The 19,878-nt window shown below is 69.7% G+C and carries 17 protein-coding genes; 7 read left to right on the forward strand and 10 right to left on the reverse strand.

What is annotated here, in order from left to right:
* Nucleotides 1-4 precede the first annotated feature (4 nt).
* Together F0U63_RS15255 and F0U63_RS15260 are read left to right on the forward strand one after the other, a co-directional pair.
* Nucleotides 5-715, forward strand: a complete 711-nt coding sequence (locus tag F0U63_RS15255) for a VOC family protein (protein ID WP_395846640.1) — start codon at nucleotides 5-7, stop codon at nucleotides 713-715.
* 182 nt (nucleotides 716-897) lie between these two features.
* Nucleotides 898-1,731, forward strand: coding sequence for an Ig-like domain-containing protein (locus tag F0U63_RS15260; protein WP_395846641.1), 834 nt, complete (start codon nucleotides 898-900; stop codon nucleotides 1,729-1,731).
* Between the two features lie 36 nt (nucleotides 1,732-1,767).
* Here F0U63_RS15260 and F0U63_RS15265 read toward each other — a convergent pair whose 3' ends face one another.
* From F0U63_RS15265 to F0U63_RS15275, 3 genes are all read right to left on the reverse strand, one after another.
* Entirely contained in the window at nucleotides 1,768-2,589 is an 822-nt protein-coding gene (locus F0U63_RS15265; RefSeq protein ID WP_395846642.1) for a carboxypeptidase regulatory-like domain-containing protein, read from the reverse strand.
* A 97-nt stretch (nucleotides 2,590-2,686) separates the two neighbouring features.
* On the reverse strand, nucleotides 2,687-3,604 hold the full coding sequence (locus F0U63_RS15270) for a hypothetical protein (protein ID WP_395846643.1): 918 nt from the start codon (nucleotides 3,602-3,604) through the stop codon (nucleotides 2,687-2,689).
* Complete coding sequence (locus F0U63_RS15275; protein ID WP_395846644.1) at nucleotides 3,601-4,536, reverse strand: metalloenzyme; 936 nt, start codon at nucleotides 4,534-4,536, stop codon at nucleotides 3,601-3,603. The genes F0U63_RS15270 and F0U63_RS15275 overlap by 4 nt, the downstream gene beginning before the upstream one ends.
* Before the next feature lie 24 nt (nucleotides 4,537-4,560).
* Between F0U63_RS15275 and F0U63_RS15280 the strand changes: the two genes are divergently transcribed.
* Nucleotides 4,561-5,643 (forward strand): DUF4388 domain-containing protein, encoded by a 1,083-nt coding sequence (locus F0U63_RS15280; protein ID WP_395846645.1) that lies wholly within the window; start codon nucleotides 4,561-4,563, stop codon nucleotides 5,641-5,643.
* Nucleotides 5,644-5,658: 15 nt separating this feature from the next.
* Here F0U63_RS15280 and F0U63_RS15285 read toward each other — a convergent pair whose 3' ends face one another.
* A complete protein-coding gene (locus F0U63_RS15285; RefSeq protein WP_395846646.1) occupies nucleotides 5,659-6,906 on the reverse strand; it encodes a dipeptidase in 1,248 nt (415 codons plus the stop codon).
* Nucleotides 6,907-7,094: 188 nt separating this feature from the next.
* Here F0U63_RS15285 and F0U63_RS15290 point away from each other — a divergent pair, with 188 nt between their 5' ends.
* On the forward strand, nucleotides 7,095-8,843 hold the full coding sequence (locus F0U63_RS15290) for a carbohydrate-binding module family 20 domain-containing protein (protein ID WP_395846647.1): 1,749 nt from the start codon (nucleotides 7,095-7,097) through the stop codon (nucleotides 8,841-8,843).
* 73 nt (nucleotides 8,844-8,916) lie between these two features.
* Here F0U63_RS15290 and F0U63_RS15295 read toward each other — a convergent pair whose 3' ends face one another.
* Nucleotides 8,917-10,032: a glycoside hydrolase family 43 protein gene (locus F0U63_RS15295; protein WP_395846648.1), complete on the reverse strand. Its 1,116-nt coding sequence runs from the start codon at nucleotides 10,030-10,032 to the stop codon at nucleotides 8,917-8,919.
* A 145-nt stretch (nucleotides 10,033-10,177) separates the two neighbouring features.
* Here F0U63_RS15295 and modA point away from each other — a divergent pair, with 145 nt between their 5' ends.
* The gene (gene modA / locus F0U63_RS15300; protein WP_395846649.1) at nucleotides 10,178-11,002 is read left to right on the forward strand and encodes a molybdate ABC transporter substrate-binding protein; all 825 of its coding nucleotides are present in this window, start codon (nucleotides 10,178-10,180) and stop codon (nucleotides 11,000-11,002) included.
* Nucleotides 11,003-11,027: 25 nt separating this feature from the next.
* Here the strand turns inward: modA and F0U63_RS15305 are convergent, their stop codons facing one another.
* From F0U63_RS15305 to gstA, 4 genes are all read right to left on the reverse strand, one after another.
* Nucleotides 11,028-12,182 carry a GTP-binding protein gene (locus tag F0U63_RS15305; protein ID WP_395846650.1) on the reverse strand — a complete coding sequence of 385 codons (1,155 nt, stop codon included), beginning with the start codon at nucleotides 12,180-12,182 and terminating at the stop codon, nucleotides 11,028-11,030.
* Nucleotides 12,179-13,324, reverse strand: coding sequence for an anhydro-N-acetylmuramic acid kinase (locus F0U63_RS15310; protein ID WP_395846651.1), 1,146 nt, complete (start codon nucleotides 13,322-13,324; stop codon nucleotides 12,179-12,181). Before F0U63_RS15310 ends, F0U63_RS15305 begins: the two co-directional genes overlap by 4 nt.
* Nucleotides 13,325-13,454: 130 nt before the next feature.
* The gene (locus tag F0U63_RS15315; protein WP_395846652.1) at nucleotides 13,455-14,456 is read right to left on the reverse strand and encodes a hypothetical protein; all 1,002 of its coding nucleotides are present in this window, start codon (nucleotides 14,454-14,456) and stop codon (nucleotides 13,455-13,457) included.
* Between the two features lie 94 nt (nucleotides 14,457-14,550).
* Nucleotides 14,551-15,159, reverse strand: coding sequence for a glutathione transferase GstA (gstA, locus tag F0U63_RS15320; RefSeq protein ID WP_395846653.1), 609 nt, complete (start codon nucleotides 15,157-15,159; stop codon nucleotides 14,551-14,553).
* 156 nt (nucleotides 15,160-15,315) lie between these two features.
* Between gstA and F0U63_RS15325 the strand changes: the two genes are divergently transcribed.
* Nucleotides 15,316-16,482 (forward strand): DUF6051 family protein, encoded by a 1,167-nt coding sequence (locus F0U63_RS15325; protein WP_395846654.1) that lies wholly within the window; start codon nucleotides 15,316-15,318, stop codon nucleotides 16,480-16,482.
* A gap of 13 nt (nucleotides 16,483-16,495) precedes the next feature.
* Here F0U63_RS15325 and F0U63_RS15330 read toward each other — a convergent pair whose 3' ends face one another.
* Nucleotides 16,496-17,722: a hypothetical protein gene (locus F0U63_RS15330; protein WP_395846655.1), complete on the reverse strand. Its 1,227-nt coding sequence runs from the start codon at nucleotides 17,720-17,722 to the stop codon at nucleotides 16,496-16,498.
* Nucleotides 17,723-18,048: 326 nt separating this feature from the next.
* On the opposite strand from F0U63_RS15330, the gene F0U63_RS15335 reads away from it, so the two are divergent.
* Nucleotides 18,049-19,806 (forward strand): CotH kinase family protein, encoded by a 1,758-nt coding sequence (locus F0U63_RS15335; protein ID WP_395846656.1) that lies wholly within the window; start codon nucleotides 18,049-18,051, stop codon nucleotides 19,804-19,806.
* Nucleotides 19,807-19,878 lie beyond the last annotated feature (72 nt).

Consider the following 19,878-nt stretch of genomic DNA (forward strand, 5'->3'; position numbering starts at 1 on the left):
CCCAGTGAGGGGATCAGACGGTTCGCTCTGCCACGTCTTTGTCTTCGTCGAGCCCGGCGCACCGGAAGCCGCCGGGCTGGAACGAGCGGGCCTGCGTGAGAGCTTCCGGCGTGCCCATCCGGGCCAGGGCACCACCAACGTCTGCTACTGCTTCGACAACGCGTACCTGGAGCTGCTGTGGGCCGTGGACGGAACGGAGCTGGCGAGTCCCGCCGTCGCCCCGACCCGGTTGGCCGAGCGTGCCGCCTGGCGAAGCATCGGCGCCAGCCCCTTCGGCATTGCCTTGCGCACCGAGCCGCCCGAGGCCCCCTTGCCCTTCGCCACCTGGGACTACCGGGCCCCCTTTCTCCCCTCGGGATGGACGATTCCCGTGGCTCATGCCAGCAAGGATCCGCGCCAACCCTTCCTGTTCCGCTCCCCCGGCGGTGCCCGGCCCGATCAGTGGACGGATGGCCGGGCTGGTGAGCGTCAGCGCGGTGCCGGATTGTCTGAGATTGTCGCCTTGCACCTCACGTTCCCTCCCGGCCTGGAGCCAGCAGCGGAACTGCGACAGTTGGAGCAGGCGGGGCTGCTCTCCCTGGGGATCGGGGAGGAGGGGCCACGCATGGTCCTGACGCTCTCAAGCCTCACGGGGGGTCCGCCGAGGCGCTTGTCCCTGCCGGACTTCGTCATCCCACGCACTCCAAGTACGTCTGTGGAAGAAATGGACACCTGATGGTCCGCGTCGTCCCTTTCGTCCACACCCGGCGGCTCCCCTCCAGGCGCACTGGCCCCTGGAACATGGATTGCTGAGGCATCCCGGGTTTTATCACCCGGGTCCTTGGGACCCCAAAGTTCCCGCGCATCCAACGTTCATCCACTGCTCGTCCTCCCAGACGAGCGCGAGGCACATTCATCATGAAGAGGTTGTTCAATCCGCTCCTGGCCACGTCCGTCATCCTGCTCGCGTCCGCCTGCCAGAAGGTGGAGCGGATCGAAGTGAAGCCGGAGAAGGTGGAGCTGTCCGAGGCGGGCCAGAGCGTCACCCTGGAGCCCCAGGCGCTCACCGCCAAGGGCGAGCCGGTGGACAAGGAGAAGGCGAAGTTCCTCTTCTCCTCCAGCGATGGGCAGCTCGCCACGGTGGACCCCGCCGGCAAGGTGACGGCGGTGAAGAGCGGCTCGGTCACCATCACCACGACGTCCGGCGAGGTGAGCGCCACGACGCCCGTGGAGATCTCCATCCCCTCGGAGATCGTCGTGACGGGCGCGCCTGTCACCCTCACGGGCCTGGGCTCGGAGACGACGCTCACGGCCGAGGTGAAGGATGACGCGGGCCGGCCCGTGCAGGGGGCGAAGCTGGAGTTCGCGAGCGCCGACGCCAACGTGGTGGCGGTGGAGGGCAACAAGCTGACGGCCAAGGCCGTGGGCACCACGAACGTGACCATCACCTCCGGCGCGCTCAAGCAGACCGCCGAGGTCACCGTGAAGCTGCCCGAGGTGGCCACGGTGGCCTTCGAGACCGTGCCGGCCTCGCTCAAGGTGGGCGAGAGCACGCCCGTCACGGCGATCGCCAAGAGCGGCGATGGCGCCACCATCCAGGGCGTGGCCTTCACCTACACCACCAGCAACGAGAAGATCTTCACCGTGGACGCGGCCGGCACGGTGCAGCCGGTGAAGCCGGGCTCCGCCACCCTCAAGGCCGAGGGCGGCGGCAAGAGCGCCGAGGTGCAGCTCACCATCAAGAAGAAGTAGACGGCGGCCGGGGGCCCAGGGGGACGGCGAGGGGAGCTACTTCGCCGCCACGAACTCGAAGGAGACCTCGGACTCCTGGCCCTCCTTCACCGTCACCTGGGCCGTCTTCGTCCCCAGCGTCTCGTGCCACGCGCCCAGCGTGTACGTGCCCGGGGGCACGCCCTCGATGCGGAACTGCCCCTCCTCATCCGAGGTGTTGAAGTACGCGTTCGGGTTCACCACCACCCACGCCGTCATCCACGGGTGGATGTCGCACTTGAGGCGGATGATCTCCGCCTCCGTCGGAGGCCGGGCCTCCTTCGTCTTCAGGGGCGGCTGCGTCACGTTGAAGAGCTGCTTGCCACCGGACGTGCCGCGCACGTTGTGCAGCGTGCTGTCGCTGTTCATGAGCACGATGGGCTGGCCGGCGACGGCGCCCTGGACGCGGGGCTTGTAGGTGCAGCGGTTCTGGTCCACCACCACCATCTGGTCCGGCGGCGTCTGGGGCTGGCCGGGCACCTCGCCCTGCACCCGCACCAGGACGTTGGCCAGCTTGCCCGCCTTCACCTGGACGGGTTGATCCACCAGGTCCATCCCATCGCAGTTGGGATCCGTGCCCGGGGTGATGGGCGCGGGCGCGGGCGGCGTGCCCTTGAACGAGACCACGCCCCGGATGGTGCCACCGCCCTTGGGCGCCTGGGCGCTCTCCTCCTGGGGCACGGCCACGTCCTCGGACAGGTGCTGGGCCTTGATGGTGGGGGGGGCCGGAGCCTGGGCGGCGGGAGCGGGCGCGGGGGTCGCCTCCTCCTTCTGGCAGGCCATGGACGCGGAGAGCCCCAGGGCGCCGAGCACCGTCAGGCTCAGTGTACGCAGCTTCATCTTGCAATCTCCTCACACACCAGGGGACGCGAGGAGGACGCGCGCCTGGGTGGGGATGGTCCGGCCCCGTCGTAACAGAAACGGACCGGGGGGCCAATCACGGTGGGTGTGACTCCTCCGATGCGGCAGGGGAGCCACCGAGGGGGCGGGCCTCGGAGGGAGGCCGGGGCGGCGACCGCCCGCCACGAAATCCCCTCCACTTCACGTAGAGGGTGAAGTCGCGCACGAAGGCGTCCGGTGACAAGCCGATGGCCGCCTCGAAGGCCTCGGGAAACGCCTCTCCCCCCTTCATCTCGCGCATCACGCCGCGCACCGCCTCCTCGCCATAGCGCCGCACGAGGAAGGTGAAGGCGTGGTGCGCCACCCCGTACACGAGGTTCGACTCGTCGCGGTAGTGCCCCTCGGGCTTGCGCAGGGGATCCGTCTCGGGGTGGCGCTCGAGGTAGCGGGCGAACTCCTCCAACGAGCCCCACCGGTACGTCTGCTCCGCCGTGTACGAGGCCATGCCCTCGCGAAACCACAGGGGGATGCGCTTGCGCGACCAGCCGAGGCGATCCGCCGAGAGCTGGTACATCAGACTGTGGGTGAGCTCATGCAGGAGCAGCTCGTTCAACTGGGCCGGCGAGGCCCCGGCGAGACCCCAGGTGGAGGGCGCCTGGATGAACACCTCGTCATAGCGGCCCCAGGCGCGCAGCCACCCCAGGCCCTCCTGCCGCACGGCGGCTTCCAGGCTCTCATGGTCGGGAAACACCCGCAGGGTGAGGGGCTCGCGCAGTGTCCCCCAGCGCTCCAGCCGGGGCAGGGCCGCGTCCACCGCCCGCACCAGCCGGGTCAGCTCCCGCTCGTCCTCCGGGGCGTACTCGATGCGGTAGAGGCCCGTGGGGCTCTCCCAGCTCGACGAGAGCGCCGCCTCGCCCGCCGCGAACCGCCGGAAGCTGGCACACCCCGTCAGCGTGAGCAGGAGCCCCAGCGCCACCGCCCCCAGCACCCCACGCCCTTGCTCGCGCCCCTTCATGCTCCACCCCACCAACGCAGCACCGCGCCGCCCACGTCCGCCACGGTGGCCAGGGACTCCAGTTCGGGCGCTGGCGGTCCGAAGTAGAGCACGGGCACCGGGTGCAGGGTGTGTGAACGTGTGGACAAATCTTCCACGTTGCCGTGGTCGCTGCACACGAGCACGCGGGCGTCGGCCGGGCGGCGGGCGACGACGGCGCGGGCGAAGGCATCGAAGGTGTCCAGGGCGTCGCGGGCGGCGGCGAAGTCCTGGGCATGGCCGGCTTCGTCCGCCAGGTAGTGCTCGAAGAAGGTGAAGTCGGCTTCGCCGGCGATGCGCCAGAACACCTCGGCGGCCTCGTCGGGCGTGCGCGTGGGCACGTCCAGGTCGCGCGAGCGGGCGCGGGCGCCGGTGATGTCATGGGGCAGGGCGAGTCCCGCGCGGGCGTCGTCCAGGGTGCGCAGGGGGACGCCGCCCGCGGCGAAGGCGAGCGTGCTGGCCGAGGCCTTCAAGCGGCGCAGGGCGGCCGGGGTGAGGGTGAACTCGGGGGCGCTGGCCGAGGGGCGCCGGGGCAGCTTCAGGGCATCCAGGTAGGCCACGGGGTAGCAGTTGGCGAAGGTGGCGGTGCGGCCGGTGTCCACCAGGTGTTTGACGAGCGAGTGCCGCGCGAGGAGCTCGCGCAGGGGGGCATCCGGGTAGCCGAGGACGTGCCGGCCGATGAGCGCGGGGGCGGGCCGCCCGGTGAGGAGGGCCGTCTGATTGGAAGCGGACTGGGGACGGCCGGCGATGCCGAAGGTGGTGTCCACTGGGAAGCACTGGCCGGCCCCGGGGAGCGAGGGGGGCGGGGCATCCTGGAACCAGGAGAGCAGGTGGTCGCGCCCGGAGAGCGGGTTGATGTCCGGGTCGTTTCGTCCAATGCCAACCCCATCGATGAAGAGGACCGCGACGCGCATGGCGGAGAACTGTAAGAGATGGCCATGGCCCTTCACGGTGATTTCTCCAGCTTCCCGCTTCCCGAGCTTCTCCAATGGTTGGACAGCTCCCGAAAGACCGGCACGCTCCAACTGCTCTCCTGGGAGGGCGGTGAGCGCTCGCTCTTCCTGCTCTCGGGGCAGGTGTTGGCCATCGCCAACGAGGGGCTCCGGGGCCGGGTGGCCCGGGTGCTCGCCCTGGCGAAGCTGGCGGATGGGGCGGCGGTGCTCTCGGCGCTCAAGGCGCTGCCGGCGGATGGCGAGGGCCTCGAGTCCGTCTTCCAGTCCCACCACGTGGAGCCCAAGCTGGTGCGCGAGCTGGTGCGCGAGGAGATGCTCGGCTCCATGGTGGACCAGACGCGGGGGGGGCATGGCGCCTTCCACTGGACGGAGGACCTGGACCGCTCGGGCGAGGAGTGGGCGCCGTGCGAGATGAGCCTGCGCGAGCTGCTCTTCGAGTCGCTGCGTTGGGTGGACGAGCAGGCGGACGTGGACCGGGTGCTGCCGGGGGACGCGCTGACGGTGCGCTCGCTCGTGGCGCCGAGCCCGCGTCAACCGCTGATGCACCGCATCCTGCTCACCCTGTGCACGGGGGGGCAGAACCTGGGGCGGCTGCGGCTGTCGCTCGGCCTGTCGCGCTCGTCCACCACGCGTCGCGTCTTCGAGCTGCTGCGCGCCAGGCAGGTGGAGGTGGAGGGCGCACCGGAGGTGGTGGTGGATCCGGTGACGGACATGCTGGAGAAGGGCGCGGTGCTGGTGCGCGAGCGGCAGTTCGACGCGACGGAGCTGGTGTGCGCGACGCTGCTGGCGAGCGATCCGACGGACCGGCGCGTGCGCGAGTTCGCGCGCATGGCGCACAGCGAGCACGTGGCGTCGCTCTACGCCGCGCTGCCCCCCTTGAGCGTGCCGGTGCTGTCGCCGGACGCGGAGGAGCTGTCGCTGCTCAAGCCCGAGGAGCGGCAGGTGGTGGGCCTCATCAACGGCAACTGGGACGTGTCCACCCTGGTGCTGGCCAGCCCCGCGCGCGAGCTGGAGACGCTCAAGACGCTCGCCAAGCTCATGCGCATGGGCCTGTTGCGCCTGCGCTGAGCGTCCGCCCGGGACTCAGGGCCGGGCGGCCGCCTCCACCTGTTGCCACACGCGGAAGACATTGCCCGAGGCGAGCTTCTCCAGCTCCGCCTCGCCATAGCCACGCTCGAGCAGCACCCGGAAGAGGTTGGGGTAGCGCGACACGTCCTCGAGTCCCACGGGAAGGGTGGGGCCCACGCCGTCGAAGTCCGAGCCGAGCCCCACGTGATCGATGCCCACGAGCTTCACCACGTGCTCGATGTGGTCGGCCACGTCCTCGACGCGCGCCCGGGGAAACGGGTGCTCGCGCAGCCAGTTCTCGATGAACGTCTTGACCTCGGGGCTCTCGCGCGTCAGCCCTCGCTGCTGGATGAAGGCCAGGGCCTCCTCGCGCAGCTTCTTCTCATGGTCCTGCGCGGCCTGGAGGAGGAAGCCCGAGCCGAAGCTGATCATCACCACGCCCCCCTTGGCGGCGATGGCGCGGATGAGCTCGTCGCTGAGGTTGCGCTCGAAGCCGGGCGTGAAGTGACGGCACGAGGAGTGCGAGGCGATGACGGGCTGCTGGCTCGTCTCCAGCACCTGGCGGATGGTGGCGTCCGACAGGTGCGACACGTCCACCATGATGCCCACGCGGTTCATCTCCGCCACCACCTGCTTGCCCAGGGGGCTCAGTCCGTTCCAGCGGTGCGCGCCCTCGGCGTAGGAGGAGTCGCCGAGCAGGTTGTCCGCCGAGTGCGTCAGGGTGATGTAGCGCACGCCGCGCTTCTGGAAGTGGGCGACGTTGGCCACCGAGTCCTCCAGGGCGGAGCCATTCTCGATGCCCATAGCGAAGGAGATCTTTCCCTCGCTCGTGTTGCGGCGTGCCTCGTCCACCGAGCGCGCCAGGGCGAACTTGTCCGGTGACGCGCGGGCGAGCTTCTCCACCAGGTCGATGAGCGAGTCCGCGAGCGCCTTCGAGGCCCCGGCCGTCTTCTGGAGCTCCGCGGGGATGTAGATGGACATGAAGGGCACGTCCAGCCCGCCCTCCACCGCGCGGGGGTAGTCGAAGTCCCCCTCGGCGGTGCGCTGGGAGATGTCCTCGGTGGGCTCGCCCGCGGGGCTCAGCTTCTCCCGGAGCCGGTAGGGCACGTCGATATGGCCATCGACGATGATGAGCCGGTGGGCGAGCTCACGGCCGCGCGCGGCGGAATCCCCGGGCGGGGGGGCTGGCCGCGTGAGGGACTCATGTGTGCAGGACACGGCGGTGAGCAGGACGAGGCCCAGCAGGGGCAGGGGGGTTTTCATGGCCCGGGGCTTAGAACAGCGGACCCACACGCGCCAGCCGTGCTGAATCGAGTCTCCCAACACTTCCCGTGAATGACGCGCGAGGCCACGAAGACGGGCTTCTAGGGTCTCGCCCGTTTTTCTGGACAGTCCTGTCCAGGAGAAACAACGTCCTGTGTCGTCCATTCCCCCTGCCCCAGGTGAAGAGCATGAGTAACGCGGTGAACAAGCGTGGTGGAGTGCTGAGCGCCCTTGGATGCGCGCTCGCGCTGAGCGTGTCCGGAACGGCGGAAGCAGGTGTCTACGTCCACCTGTTCGAGTGGAAGTGGCCGGACGTGGCCCGTGAATGCGAGACCTTCCTCGGGCCCAAGGGCTACACGGGGGTCCAGATCTCTCCGCCCAACGAGCACATCACCGGCACGCAGTGGTGGACCCGCTATCAGCCGGTCAGCTACCGGTTGGACTCGCGCGGCGGAACCCGGGCGCAGTTCATCGACATGGTGCAGCGCTGCAACGCGGCCGGGGTGGCTGTCTATGCCGACCTCGTCATCAACCACACGGCGTCCTACGGGGCCAGTGGTTCCAGCACGGGGGTCGCGGGCACGAAGTGGAGTACGCGCAGCCACCCCATGTACAGCGCCAATGACTATCACAGTCCCATCTGCAGCATCAGCAACTACCAGGATGCCTACAACGTCCAGAACTGCGATCTGAGCGGCCTGCCGGATCTCAACACGGGCTCCAGCTACGTGCAGCAGACGCTGGCCAACTACATCAACGATCTGACCTCCGTGGGCGTGAAGGGGTTCCGGGTCGATGCCGCCAAGCACATGTCGCCGGGAGACATCTCCGGCATCCGCAACCGGATGACGGGCTCGCCCTTCATCTTCCTGGAGGTGATCGATCTGGGCGGCGAGGCGGTCACCGCCAGCCAGTACTTCGGCCTCGGCTCGGTGACCGAGTTCAAGTACAGCGCGAAGATCGGCGAGCAGTTCAAGGTCGGCCAGCTCAAGAACCTGAAGACCTTCGGTGAGAGCTGGGGCTTCATGTCCAGCGCCAAGGCGGTGGTGTTCACCGACAACCACGACAACCAGCGAGGCCACGGGGCGGGCGGCACCAACATCCTGACCTACAAGGACGGCAGCCTGTACAACCTGGCCAACGTCTTCATGCTGGGCTGGCCGTATGGCTATCCGCAGGTGATGTCCAGCTACGCCTTCACCAACACGGACGCGGGGCCCCCGGGCTCGGCCGTCCACAATGGCACCTCCGTGAATTGCTTCGGCGAGTGGCAGTGCGAGCACCGCTGGCGCGAGATCGCCAACATGGTCCGCTTCCGCGCGGTGACCGAGGGCACGGCCGTCTCCAACTGGTGGGACAACGGCAACAACCAGATCGCCTTCGCCCGCACCGGCAAGGGCTTCGTGGTCGTCAACCGCGAGGGGGGCGCCCTCAACCGCTCCTTCGCCACGAGCCTGCCGGCCGGCACCTACTGCAACGTGCTCTCCGGTGAGTTCACCAACGGCACCTGCTCGGGCAACACCGTCACGGTGGACGGCAGCGGCAACGCGACCTTCAACGTGGCGGCCATGACCTCGGCCGCCATCCACGTGGGCGCCGTCGTCACCGGCGGTGGCAACCCGAACCCGAACCCGGGCAGCGTCACCGTCAACTTCACGTGCAACAACGGGCAGACGTACATGGGCCAGAGCGTCTATGTCATCGGCAATCTCGGCGCCCTGGGCGCCTGGGCTCCCGCCAGCGCGGTGAAGCTCAACCCGACGAGCTACCCCACCTGGACGGGGGCCATCTCCCTCCCGGCGAACACCGCCATCGAGTGGAAGTGCCTCAAGCGCGAGGAGAGCAACCCGGCCAACGGCGTGCAGTGGCAGTCGGGGGACAACATCAAGTTGACCACGCCGGCCTCGGGCTCGGTGTCCACCACGGGCGGCTTCTAGCCTCCCGCTTCACCTGACAGGGGCCGGGGTGCCGCCCCCAGGACGTCGCGTCCAGGGGCGGCACCCCGGAGGACTACTCGTAGAACTTGAGGCTCCAGCCCGTGTTCCTGTCCGTGCCGCGCGTGTACGTGATGTTGCCCCACCACTGGAAGCTGCCCGAGTACCAGTAGCGCGCGCCCCAGAAGTCGCTGGGGTACTCGTTCTTGTTCACGCCGTGGTAGGCGAGGGGGAACGTGGGGCCGGCGGGCGGGCTCGTGTTGGGGTCGCCGTTGAGCAGCACGAACGAGTGGTGGCCCACGCCCTTGGCGTACAGCGTCGGATCCCACCCGGCCATGAGGGTGTTGCCCGCGGCGCCGAAGAGGCAGCCGTTGGACTTGTACCAATCCCAGACATAGGTGGGATCTCCCCCGGCCTTGAGCCGCAGATCCGCCAGGCAGTAGTTGGAGCCCCAGCTCCCGTTGGCCGAGTACACGATGTGCAACTGGCCGCTCGGATCGATGAGGGGCTCGGGGCCCTCGTTGACGCGGCAGGGGGGATTGATGTCGACCTTCTCCCACGTCTCACGGGGCTGGGAGATGACGTAGCGCGCCCCCGTCACCTGCGTGGGGCTCGACATGCGCGCGATGAAGAGCGTCTGCTCGCCGTTGCTGTCGCCCACCCAGCCGGACCAGACGAAGTACCACTGCCCCTGGTAGACGAAGGCCGTGCCGTCGATGGCCCACTTGTTGTCCGGCAGCGCCAGCGGCGCCGGCGCCGAGTAGCCCGAGTTGGGGCTCTGCGATTGAATGACATACATGCGGTGCGCCGAGCCCGCGCCCGCCGTGAAGTAGATGTAGTAGGTGGTGCCGCTCTTGATGATCTCCGGCGCCCACACCTCGGCCCAGCCATTGGGGTTGCTGAAGACCACCTGGCGCGCGGCGCCCGACAGCCCGTCCACCGACGAGGCCGTGCGCACGTAGATGCGTCCCCCCTCCACCTCCGCGGAGATGTAGGTGCTGTTCACGCGGATGACCGTCGGGTCCGCGTTGCGGATGGACAGGCGCGCGGCCTGCTCGCTCGTGCCCACCGCTTCGTTGACGACGGCGGGACCCACCGGCTCGTTGACGACGGTGGGGCCGGCCTCGGGTCCTCCACACGCCAGGAAGGACAGCGCCAGTGCCACACCGGGGAAGATCTTCAACAGCCGCATGGGGGGCTCCTCACCGCGAAACGGGAATTCCTCAGGTTCTAATTATTCGGGAACTTCCTGTCTAGAGGGAGAAGGCTGCCTGGGCCGCTTTCTTCTGCTCGGGCTCTTCGTGCACACCCGGGCCGGGCGTGGATAAAGAGGAGGGATGAAGAAGCTCGTGAGAAACGCGTTCCTGCTGGGAGTCCTGATCATCCTCGGTGCGGGCTTCGTGGCCGGCATGGGCGTCGCCGCCGCCGCGGACGCGCCGCCCCCGTCACGCACGAACACCCTGCGCATCGCCGCGGCGGCGGACCTGAAGTTCGCGCTGGACGAGCTGTTGAAGGACTTCCGCGCCAGGCACCCCGACGCCCGGGTGGAGGTCACCTACGGCGCGTCGGGCAACTTCCTCGCGCAGCTCTCCCAGGGCGCGCCCTTCGACGTCTTCCTCTCCGCGGACATGTCCTACCCGCGCAAGCTCGTCGAGCAGGGGCTCGTGGCGCCGGACGGGGTGTTCCCCTACGCCGTGGGCCACCTCGTCCTGTGGGTGCCCCGGGACTCGCCGCTGCCCGTGGAGAAGCTCGGAATGAAGGCGCTGCTGGAGCCGGGCGTCCGGCACATCGCCATCGCCAACCCCCAGCACGCCCCGTACGGCCGCGCGGCCGAGGCCGCCTTGAAGAGCCAGGGCGTCCACGACGCCATCAAGGACAAGCTGGTGCTCGGAGAGAACGTCGCGCAGACGGCCCAGTTCGCGCAGAGCGGCGCCGCGGACGTGGGCATCATCGCGCTGTCGCTCGCGCTCGCCCCGGCCATGAAGGCACAGGGCCGCTACTGGGAAGTCCCCACGAGCGCCTACCCGCGCATGGAGCAGGGCGGGGCCCTCCTGAAGAAGGCCCAGGATCCGGAGCTGGCCCGGCGGTTCCGCGACGCGCTGCTCGGCCCCCAGAGCCGGCCGTTGCTCGAGCGCTACGGCTTCACCGCGCCGGGGAAGTGACAGGGCTCGTCCCGCGAGGCGGGGCTCACTCCGTGGCGGGCGCGGGCAGGCCGGCGGTGTGGAGCCGGGTGAAGATCTGCATCAGCACGTACAGCGCGAACGCGGCGTCATCCACGCGGTGGCTGCCGCGGGCCCCGAGCGTCTGCAGCTTGAGCAGATCTCCCCCATCCACGTGGAGCAGGTAGGCCTGTGCGCCCAGCGGACCCTCGCCCGCGAGCGCGAGCCCGCGGCGGGCGGCATCGAGGCAGGCCTGGATGCACGTGCCGTAATCCCCCGTGGCGAACGCTCCCTCCGCGGCCCGGGCGTGGTCGAACAACTCCGAGGGCGCGAGCGCGCTCGCGGCGCCCAGGGGCCGCTGTCCGGTGAGTCCCGGGGGCGCGGTGGGGGGGACCACCACCTGCGGCGAGGCCCCCACGGCGGGCATGCTCCGCGACGGCATGAGGGGACGGGGGGCCGCGACCGAGGTGGCCGTGGATGACGCGGTGGAGGCCACGGAGGTGCGGCCCACCAGGTGCTGGCTGAGCTCGGCTTCCAGTCCTCGCCCCGCGGGCCGGGGAGCGGGCACGGGGTTGGCCGAGCGGGGTGGGGGGACGATGCGCTTGGCCCTCAGGTCCTGGATGACGAGCCGGGTGATGCCCTTGAGCACGTCCAGCACGCCCTTGCCGCTGATGGCCTCGGTCTCGAAGTCGGGGACGAGGCGGGGATTGAGCGCCTCGCGCAGCTCCGGCACGGGCAGGGCCGAGGGCAGGTCGCGCTTGTTCCACTGCACCACGAGCGGGAAGCGCTCCAGCCGGATGCCCTGCTCCAGCAGGTTCTCCTGCAGGTTGGCCATGGACTCGCGGTTGGCGTCCATCATCTCCGGCTGCGAGTCCGCCACGAACACCACGCCGTCGGCGCCCTGGAGCACCAGCTTGCGCGTGGCGTTGTAGAAGACCTGGCCGGGCACGGTGTACAGCGCCAGCCGCACCGTGCAGTCGTTCACCCGCTCCACCTTCACGGGCAGGAAGTCGAAGAAGAGCGTCCGGTCTCCCTCGGTGGCGATGGACATCATCTCGCCGCGGTGCGCGGGGCGCACCGTTTCATAGATCTTGCGCAACGTGCTCGTCTTGCCGGACAGACCCGGTCCATAGAAGACGATCTTCGCCGCTACTTCCCGCGCTACCAGGTTCACGCTGCTCACGGTGTCAGCTTTCCTAGAACGACTTGACGCCTCGCGCCAGTTGCCGACGGCACGTTCGCCGGAGTTCCCGACAGATGCTCGTTGGCCAGCAGCGCGAAGCACACCGCTTCCTTGGCGCCCTCGGGCAGGCCCAGCACATCCACCGGGTGCACCGGCAGGGGCGCGAGCCGCGCCGTCAGCCGCTCCATCAGCACGGGGTTGCGGATGCCGCCGCCGGACACGTACACCGCCTCCAGCGTGAAGCGCGGCAAGAGCCAAGCCTCGTAGGCGCGCGCCGTGGCCTCCACGGTGAATTCCACCGCCGTGGCCATCAAGTCCTGGGGCCGCGTGTCCCGGGCGCGCTCCCACAGCCGCGTCACCAGCGCGTCCCCGAAGCCCTCGCGTCCGGCGCTGCGCGGCGGGGGCAGGGCGAGGAAGGGGTGGGCGAGCAGCTCCTCGAGCAGGTGCGGCACCACCTGGCCCCCGCGCGACAGGTGGCCGTCGAGATCGCACGAGAGCTGGCCGCCGGAGATGCGCCGCGCCAGCCCATCCATCACCATGTTGCCCGGTCCGGTGTCGAAGGCGATGGTGTCCTCCAGCCGCTCGCTCACCACGCTCACGTTGCCGATGCCGCCCAGGTTCTGCAGCGCCCGGGCCACGCCGGGCTTCCGGAACAGGGCCCAGTCCAGGTAGGGCACCAGCGGGGCGCCCTGGCCTCCCGCCGCCATGTCCCGGGTGCGGAAGTCGCTCACCACGGCGATGCCGGTGCGCTCGGCGATGACGGAGGCCTCCCCGAGCTGAAGCGTGGAGGGCGTGTCCGACAGGCTCGAGGGCCAATGGGCCACCGTCTGTCCATGCGAGCCGATGACGTCCACGTCCTCGGGGCGCAGGCCCGCCCGGGCGATGACCTCCAGCGCCGCCTCGGCGAAGTGCTCGCCCAGGGCGAAGTTCAACTCACACAGCGCGCGGGCGTCCTGGGCGGAGAGCACCCGCTGGGTGAACTCTGGGGAGAAGGGCCTCGAGACGTGGGCGAGCAGGGTGATGCGAACCCCCGGCCCGGTGCCCTCGATGCGGCAGAGCACCGCCTCCACCGCGTCCACACTGGTGCCAGACAGCAGCCCGACACACAGCCGTGCGCGGGAGGGGTGGGATCCCGAGTCCATGTCCCGCAGTGTAAGGCCGGGCGCCCACGCCCGCCGGGCTGATCCGGGGTGAACGACGAAAATCCCTCACTCCGGGGAAGTTGTGGGAGCCCGGGCGGGCCTCTCGCCCGGATACCCTCCAGGTGGCGGCTCAGGGGCGGGCCGAGCGGCCCACTCCCTCCTGGCGCCGCGTGTCCGGGGCCACGCGGAGGCGATCGTTCGTGCCTCCGGGTGGGGTGGAGTTCCGGGGCTGTCGGCCGGAAGCGGCCGGGATGTTCCGCCGGGGGGCCTCCTGGCGCTCGTCATCCACTTCGCGCTGGCGCTCCTGATCCTTGCGCCACCGCCGGATGCCGGGGCACTCCGGCGGCTCGTTCACCTGGGGTTCGATCGCGCAGTCGCCGGCGTCCACCGCCGAGGGGAGGGGGCGGGAGAGCCGCGGCGCCGGAGCCTCCTGCACGGGCACGCGTCTGGCGGGGGTCTCCGTCCGGGGGGGATCGGGTGGCGGGGGGGACGGCCGTTGCCGGGGAGCGGGCGGCTCCGTGTTGTCCCGGGACGAGGACATGCCGTTGGCGAGCCGGTTGTCCTGGGCACGGGTCTCGCTCGGCGCCATGGAGCGCACGGGAGACGCCTGCTCACGCCCTCCACATCCGCTCACGTCGTTGGCCTGGAGCGAGGAGGAGCCCCACGTCACCTGGATGCAGTCCCGGGCGAGGGCGCTCACCGAGGTGTTCTTCACCACCGCGCTCATGCCCAGGGAGATGCCCTGGGTGGCCAGATTGATCCGGGCGCCGTCGATGACCGTGCCCCGGCCTCCGCGCACCCGGACGCCGTACCAGGAGCCCGGATTGCCATGGGAGGTGAACTCCACGGGTTGTGACGGGGTACCGCGCACCACCAGCGTGCCATCGACGATGAACTCCACGCGCTCGGGGTCCACGCCGGAGCGCAACCCGTCCTCGGGGATGGCGATGATCTGCACGCCGGCTTCCACCGTCAGCTTCGCGCCCCAGGGCACCGTGACGTCCCCGGTGAGCACGTAGGGGTTGAGGTCCTTCTTCCACACCGTGTCCGCGGTGGGCAGCGCGCCCTGCACGTCCAGGGCGGACGCCAGGGCGGGCAGCAGCAACAGCAGGGCGGACAGCACGGCGCGCATGACGGAGTGAGCGTAGCTCCCACTCCGACAGATCGTCCAGGTCATCCGACCTGGACGGTTGCTTTCCGGGCGGCGTGCGGCCGTGCTGGGGGGATTACTTCACCAGGCCTTCGGCCTTCAGGGCGGCCTGCACGTTGGGACGCGCGGCCACGCGCCCCTGGTAGGCCTGGATCGCCGGGAACTTGCTCAGATCGACGCCCACGTGCCCGCTCCAGCTGAGCACGGTGAAGAGGTAGGCGTCGGCGATGGTGAACTGCTCGCCGAGGAAGTGGGACTGCTTGGAGAGCCGCTCGTTCACCGCGGTCAGGCGCTTGTTGATGTTGCCCTTCACGATCGTCCGGGCGTCCTCGGGGAAGGCGGGGTTGAAGAGCGGGCCGAAGCCCTTGTGCAGCTCGGTGCCGATGAAGTTGAGCGCCTCCTGCAGCTTGTAGCGCTCCAGGGTGCCGTTGGCTGGCGCGAGCTTGGCCTGGGGCGCCTTGTCGGCGATGTACTGCACGATGGCCGGGCCCTCGGTGAGGACGCTGCCGTCATCCAGCTGCAGGGCGGGCACATAGCCATTGGGGTTGACGGAGTTGAAGTCCTTGCCGCTCTCGGTCTTCTTGGTGCTCAGGTCCACCTTCTCGATGTCGAAGGTCTGGCCCGCCTCGCGCAGGACGATGTGGGGCGACAGCGAACAGGCACCAGGCGTGTAGTAGAGCTTCATTCGAGGCTTTCCTTGGGAAGAGGTTGCCCGGAGAGGCGGGCGCGCCTATTTGCCCACTTCTTCTGGCCCTCGCCACGAATTCCGTCCGTTCCCGCTCGTGGGTCGTGTACGTGACACCCTGCGTTGCCGGAGCATTGCACCATCAGGAGGCTGTTCATGGGTTTCATCGGCACGTACCGCGGGCTCGCCGAGGCCTTTCAAGGGGGCCGGGGCCAGGGGCCGATGGACGCCGGGCTCGTCCTGCATGCCCGGCGGTTCCACTCCGCGGGCCAGGGGTCCTCGATTCCAACCCCCGCGAGCGAGGCGCTCGCGCCCGGCTCGCTGGAAAGCCAGGTGGACCAGGGGGACGATTGCGAGGAGAACCGGACCTTTCCCTACCGCATCCTCGCGCCCACGGGTCTCGAGCGTGGCACCCGGGGGGTCGTCCTCCTGCACGGCCTCAACGAGAAGAAGTGGGAGAAGTACCTGCCGTGGGCCAAGGCGCTCGCCGAGGGGCTCCGCGCGCCCGTCATCCTCTTTCCCATCGCCTTCCACATGGAGCGCTCGCCGGCGCTCTGGTTCGAGCCCCGGCCCATGCGGCAGCTCAGCCGCGACCGTCAGTCCCGCATCCCGGGCCTGGAGCAGTCCTACTTCGCCAATGCCGCCCTGAGCTCCCGCCTCCACGCGCGGCCCGAGCGCTTCCTGTGGGCGGGCCTGCGCACCCTGGAGGACGTCCTGGCGCTCTCCCAGCGCGTGCGCCAGGGCGAGGAGCCGCTGCTGGCACCGGACGCGCGGCTGGACTTCTTCGGCTACTCCATCGGCGCCTTCCTCTCGGAGCTCCTCCTCCTGTCGGATGTGGACGGACGCTTCCGCGAGTCCCGGGTGGTGAGCTTCTGCGGCGGCTGCGTGCTCTCGCGCCAGGAGCCGCTGGCACGGGAGATCCTCGACAGCGCGGCGGCCCAGGCCCTGCGCCACTTCCTCCTGAAGGAGCTGGAGCCGCTCAAGCGGGTGCGGCCCGAGCTGAGCCGGTTGTTCTCGGAGCACCCGGCGGGCCGGGCGTTCGAGCTCATGGTGAGCGAGGAGCACCTGCGCGCCGAGCGGGAGGTGGCCCTGCGGCGGGTGGGCTCGCGCATCCAGGCGATCGCCCTCCAGGAGGACCGGGTGGCGCCGGCGGGCGCCGTGGCGGACACCTTCGCGGGGACGGGCGCGCGGGTGGACATCCTGGCGCCTCCCTATGACTACGAGCACGTCAATCCGTTCCCCGCGGTGACCGCCCTGGAAGCGGACGTCGAGCGGAGCTTCGCGGACACGTTCGGGCGCGCGGTGGCGTGGTTGGCGCGCTGAGCCGCGCGCTGTCTCAGTAGACGGCGAACCCCAGCGACCAGGAGCTGACGAAGCCACGGGTGTCCGGATTCGAGGTGGGCAACCAGTCCTGGGTCCAGCGGAACGTCAGCCCCAGGCGCGTGGTCAGCTCCAGCTCCGCGAGCGCGCCGAAGGAGATGTAGGGCCGCGCGACCTCGGTGGTGGGCAGGCCCACGCCCGCGGTGGCGGACCAGGCGCGTCCCCCGCCGACGAAGGGGCCCAGGTGCAGCCGCCACAGGGACAGGGGGTACCACTGCGCCTCCAGGCCGAGGCGCGCGTTGTAGTAGCCGCGCACGGCGTTGTCGTCGAACTGCAGGCGCGTGTCGGCGAGCAGGCCGAACGTCTTCGTGGGGTAGTAGCCGAGCGCGAAGCGGAAGCCCGGGCCTCGCTCGGTGAGTCCCCGGGGGAGTGCGAGGCTGTCGTTGCCCGCGCCGAACTGGTACGAGAAGCCCGCGCGGTTGAGGGGCGCGGCGCCGCTGAGCCACATGCCGGCGCCCTCCTCGCCCGAGAGCGTGACTTCCGAGACGGTGCTCAGGTCCGCCGCCGTCAGCTCATCGAGCGCGACGATGCTCTGGCGCCCGTCGCGGTGCCACAGGTGCACCGGGTGGTGTGGGTGCACGGCGATCGAGCCCTCGTAGCGGGCCCCCTCGGTGGCGGCCAGGCCGATGCCCACCGCCACGCCCACGACGACGGCGACCACCAGGAGCTTGTCGACGCCATTGATGTTGCCGAGCCCGCCGGAGGAACCGCCGGAGGAACTGCTCGACGCGCCGCTGTCGGGGACCGGCGAGGCGCCATGGACGCCCCCTCCGGCCGAGGAGCCGTGGACGTCGGCGGCGGTCGCCACGACCGGTGACCGGTAGATGGGAGGCTCGTAGTAGGGCGTGCCGTAGAAATCGAAATAGAGGGATGGAACCCAGTGGCCATGATGGGTGACTCCGTAGCCGGGAGGCGGCTCGCCCGGGGGTGGTTCCCAGGCGGGGGCCGGCTCTGGATCCTCCGCGGTCGAGAAGCGCTGCACCGCGTAGATGTTGCGTCCGCGCTCCTGCGGAGGAGTCTGGACGATGCGCTCCAGCTCTCCTCGGGACACCTCGTAGTGGTGGCCCAGACAGCCGCTCGTCAGCATCAGCGCGATGAGGGGAACGACACAGGCGGGGGAGCGCCAGGGGCTTGTCCGGCGGGAGTGTTCGCTCGCGGAAGCCTTCCGGGTGTCATGCTTCATGCTGTCTCCTGACAAGCCCACCAGGATGCCATGCCGCGCAGACGTCGAACAGGCGACTCCCCGCCCGCTGACGCGATTCACGTGAGCGCTTCTCTCGGGTGAAGGGGGCGGCTCCCTGTCGGTTCCGGGTCCTCGCTGTTTCCCCATCCGGTCCACCGGATTGCCCTTGGGTGGGTTCGGGAGTCGCCACGGTGGGAAAGAGCTTTCCCTGAGGTGGGAGGAAACAGGCCCCAGGAGGCGCCTGGATGTGGTTTTCCGTTCCATTGGGGGACCCAGCGTGAGGCACGGCATCTGCACGGTGGGCCGCGACTCTGCACGGAGGCGGCATGGGACGATGGAGTGGTCTGCTGGGGATGAGCGTGGTGGGCTTGCTGGCCTGTGGGCCCGGCACCATCCCCGCGACGACGGATTCCGTGGGAGACACCCTGGGCTCCGAGCCCACCCTCCCCACGCCTCCCGCGTCCTCCTCCGGAACGGGGAACACGCCACCCGCGGGGAACGCGGGCACGCCGGGGGCCTATCCGCCGGTGCAGAGCCGCGTTCCGGTCTTCGAGCTGCGCATCACCCCGGAGAACCTGGCGCGGCTGGAGGCGAATCCGGAGGCGGATGTGGCGGTGCCGGCCGAGGTGGTGCTCGATGGGCGCGCGGCGCCGGCGCGGGTGGAGTACCGGGGCGCCAGTACGCGCACGCTTCCCCAGAAGAGCTTCAAGATCAAACTGGACAAGGGCCACGAGCTGGAACAGCGGGATCAGTTCGAGCTGCTGGCGAGCTGGTACGACAGCGGCAAGTTGACCGAGAAGTTCGCGGTGGACCTCTACACGGCGCTGGGCCTGCCGGTGCCGAGCGCCCGCTATGTGCGCGTGAGCCTCAACGGCCAGCACAATGGGCTCTACCTGGACATGGAGCACGTGGGGAAGGAGTACCTGGAGCACCACGATCTGGAGAAGAAGTCCGCCATCTACCGCTGTGGTGGCCGCAACTGCGAGCTGACGCGCGAGGCGGGCTCCCACCAGGACGACTTCGAGAAGAAGACGCAGGAGTCCGAGGACAACTCCGACCTGGAAGCATTCCTCGAGTGGATCAACCGCAGCGACGACGCCCGGTTCGAGGAGAAGCTCGAGCAGTCCGTGGACGTGGAGGCATATCTGGGCAACCTCGCCGCGGACATGCTCATCTCCAACAACGTCATCGAGGACTCGCGCAGCTATTGGATTCACGAGCCGGGCGCGGATCGCTGGCAGTACACGCCCTGGGATTTGAACAACGCGCAGATGTTCGCCTGGCGCACGTGGGCGCCGGAGGATCCGCCCATCACCAACCGCTGGCCGCAGTCCTTCAGCCTGTATGATCCTTTCGTGCAGCACGTGTACGAGCTGCGCGTGGCGCAGCGCCCGGCCCACCGGCCGACCTGGAACGTGCTCAATACGCGCATCTGGGACAGGCCGGCCCTGCGGGCCCGGCTGGTGGCGAAGCTCGAGGCGGCGCTCGCGGGTCCCTTCTCCCAGGCCCGGGCGAGCGCCCACATCGACGCGCTCTGGGCGGTGGCGGGGCCGGAGATGGCGAGGGATCCGTATGCCTCGCCCGCGCACGTGGCCCGGGCGCGGGACTTCCTCAAGACGTACGTGCGCGAGCGCCGTGCCTTCCTGCTCCAGACGCTGAATGAGCTCAAGAACCACGGCACGGGCCCCCTGGTCATCCAGACGATCTCCGCCGGGAGCAAGGGCTATGTGGAGCTGTACAACCGGGGGACGTCCGCCGTGTCCCTGGCGGGATATGAGCTGACGAATGACTTGCGAGCCACCGTGCGTGCCCGGTTGCCTTCCGTCACGCTGAATCCTGGCCAGCGCCTGCGCCTGGAAGCGGATGGCAAGACGTCGGAGGGCGCCACCCATCTGCCCTTCGTCCTGAGCCGCAAGGGGGGCGAGGTGGGCCTCTTCAATGGCAATCGCCTGTCTTCCAGTGGCAAGCCGCTCGTGTATGGCCCGGAGGACGTGGCCTATTACGGCCCGCTGCCCTCGGGGATGAAGTACGGCCGGGTGACGCCCGGGAGCGAGGACTTCGAGCGCCAGCCGACCGGCTCTTGATTGTGGTCTGATTCACCTGGCATTGGCGGAACGAATGCCCACGTCATCCTCTCGGATGAAGGGTGGCGGGGC

The organism is Cystobacter fuscus (assembly GCF_044360685.1).
Taxonomy (GTDB): Bacteria; Myxococcota; Myxococcia; order Myxococcales; family Myxococcaceae; genus Cystobacter; species Cystobacter fuscus_C.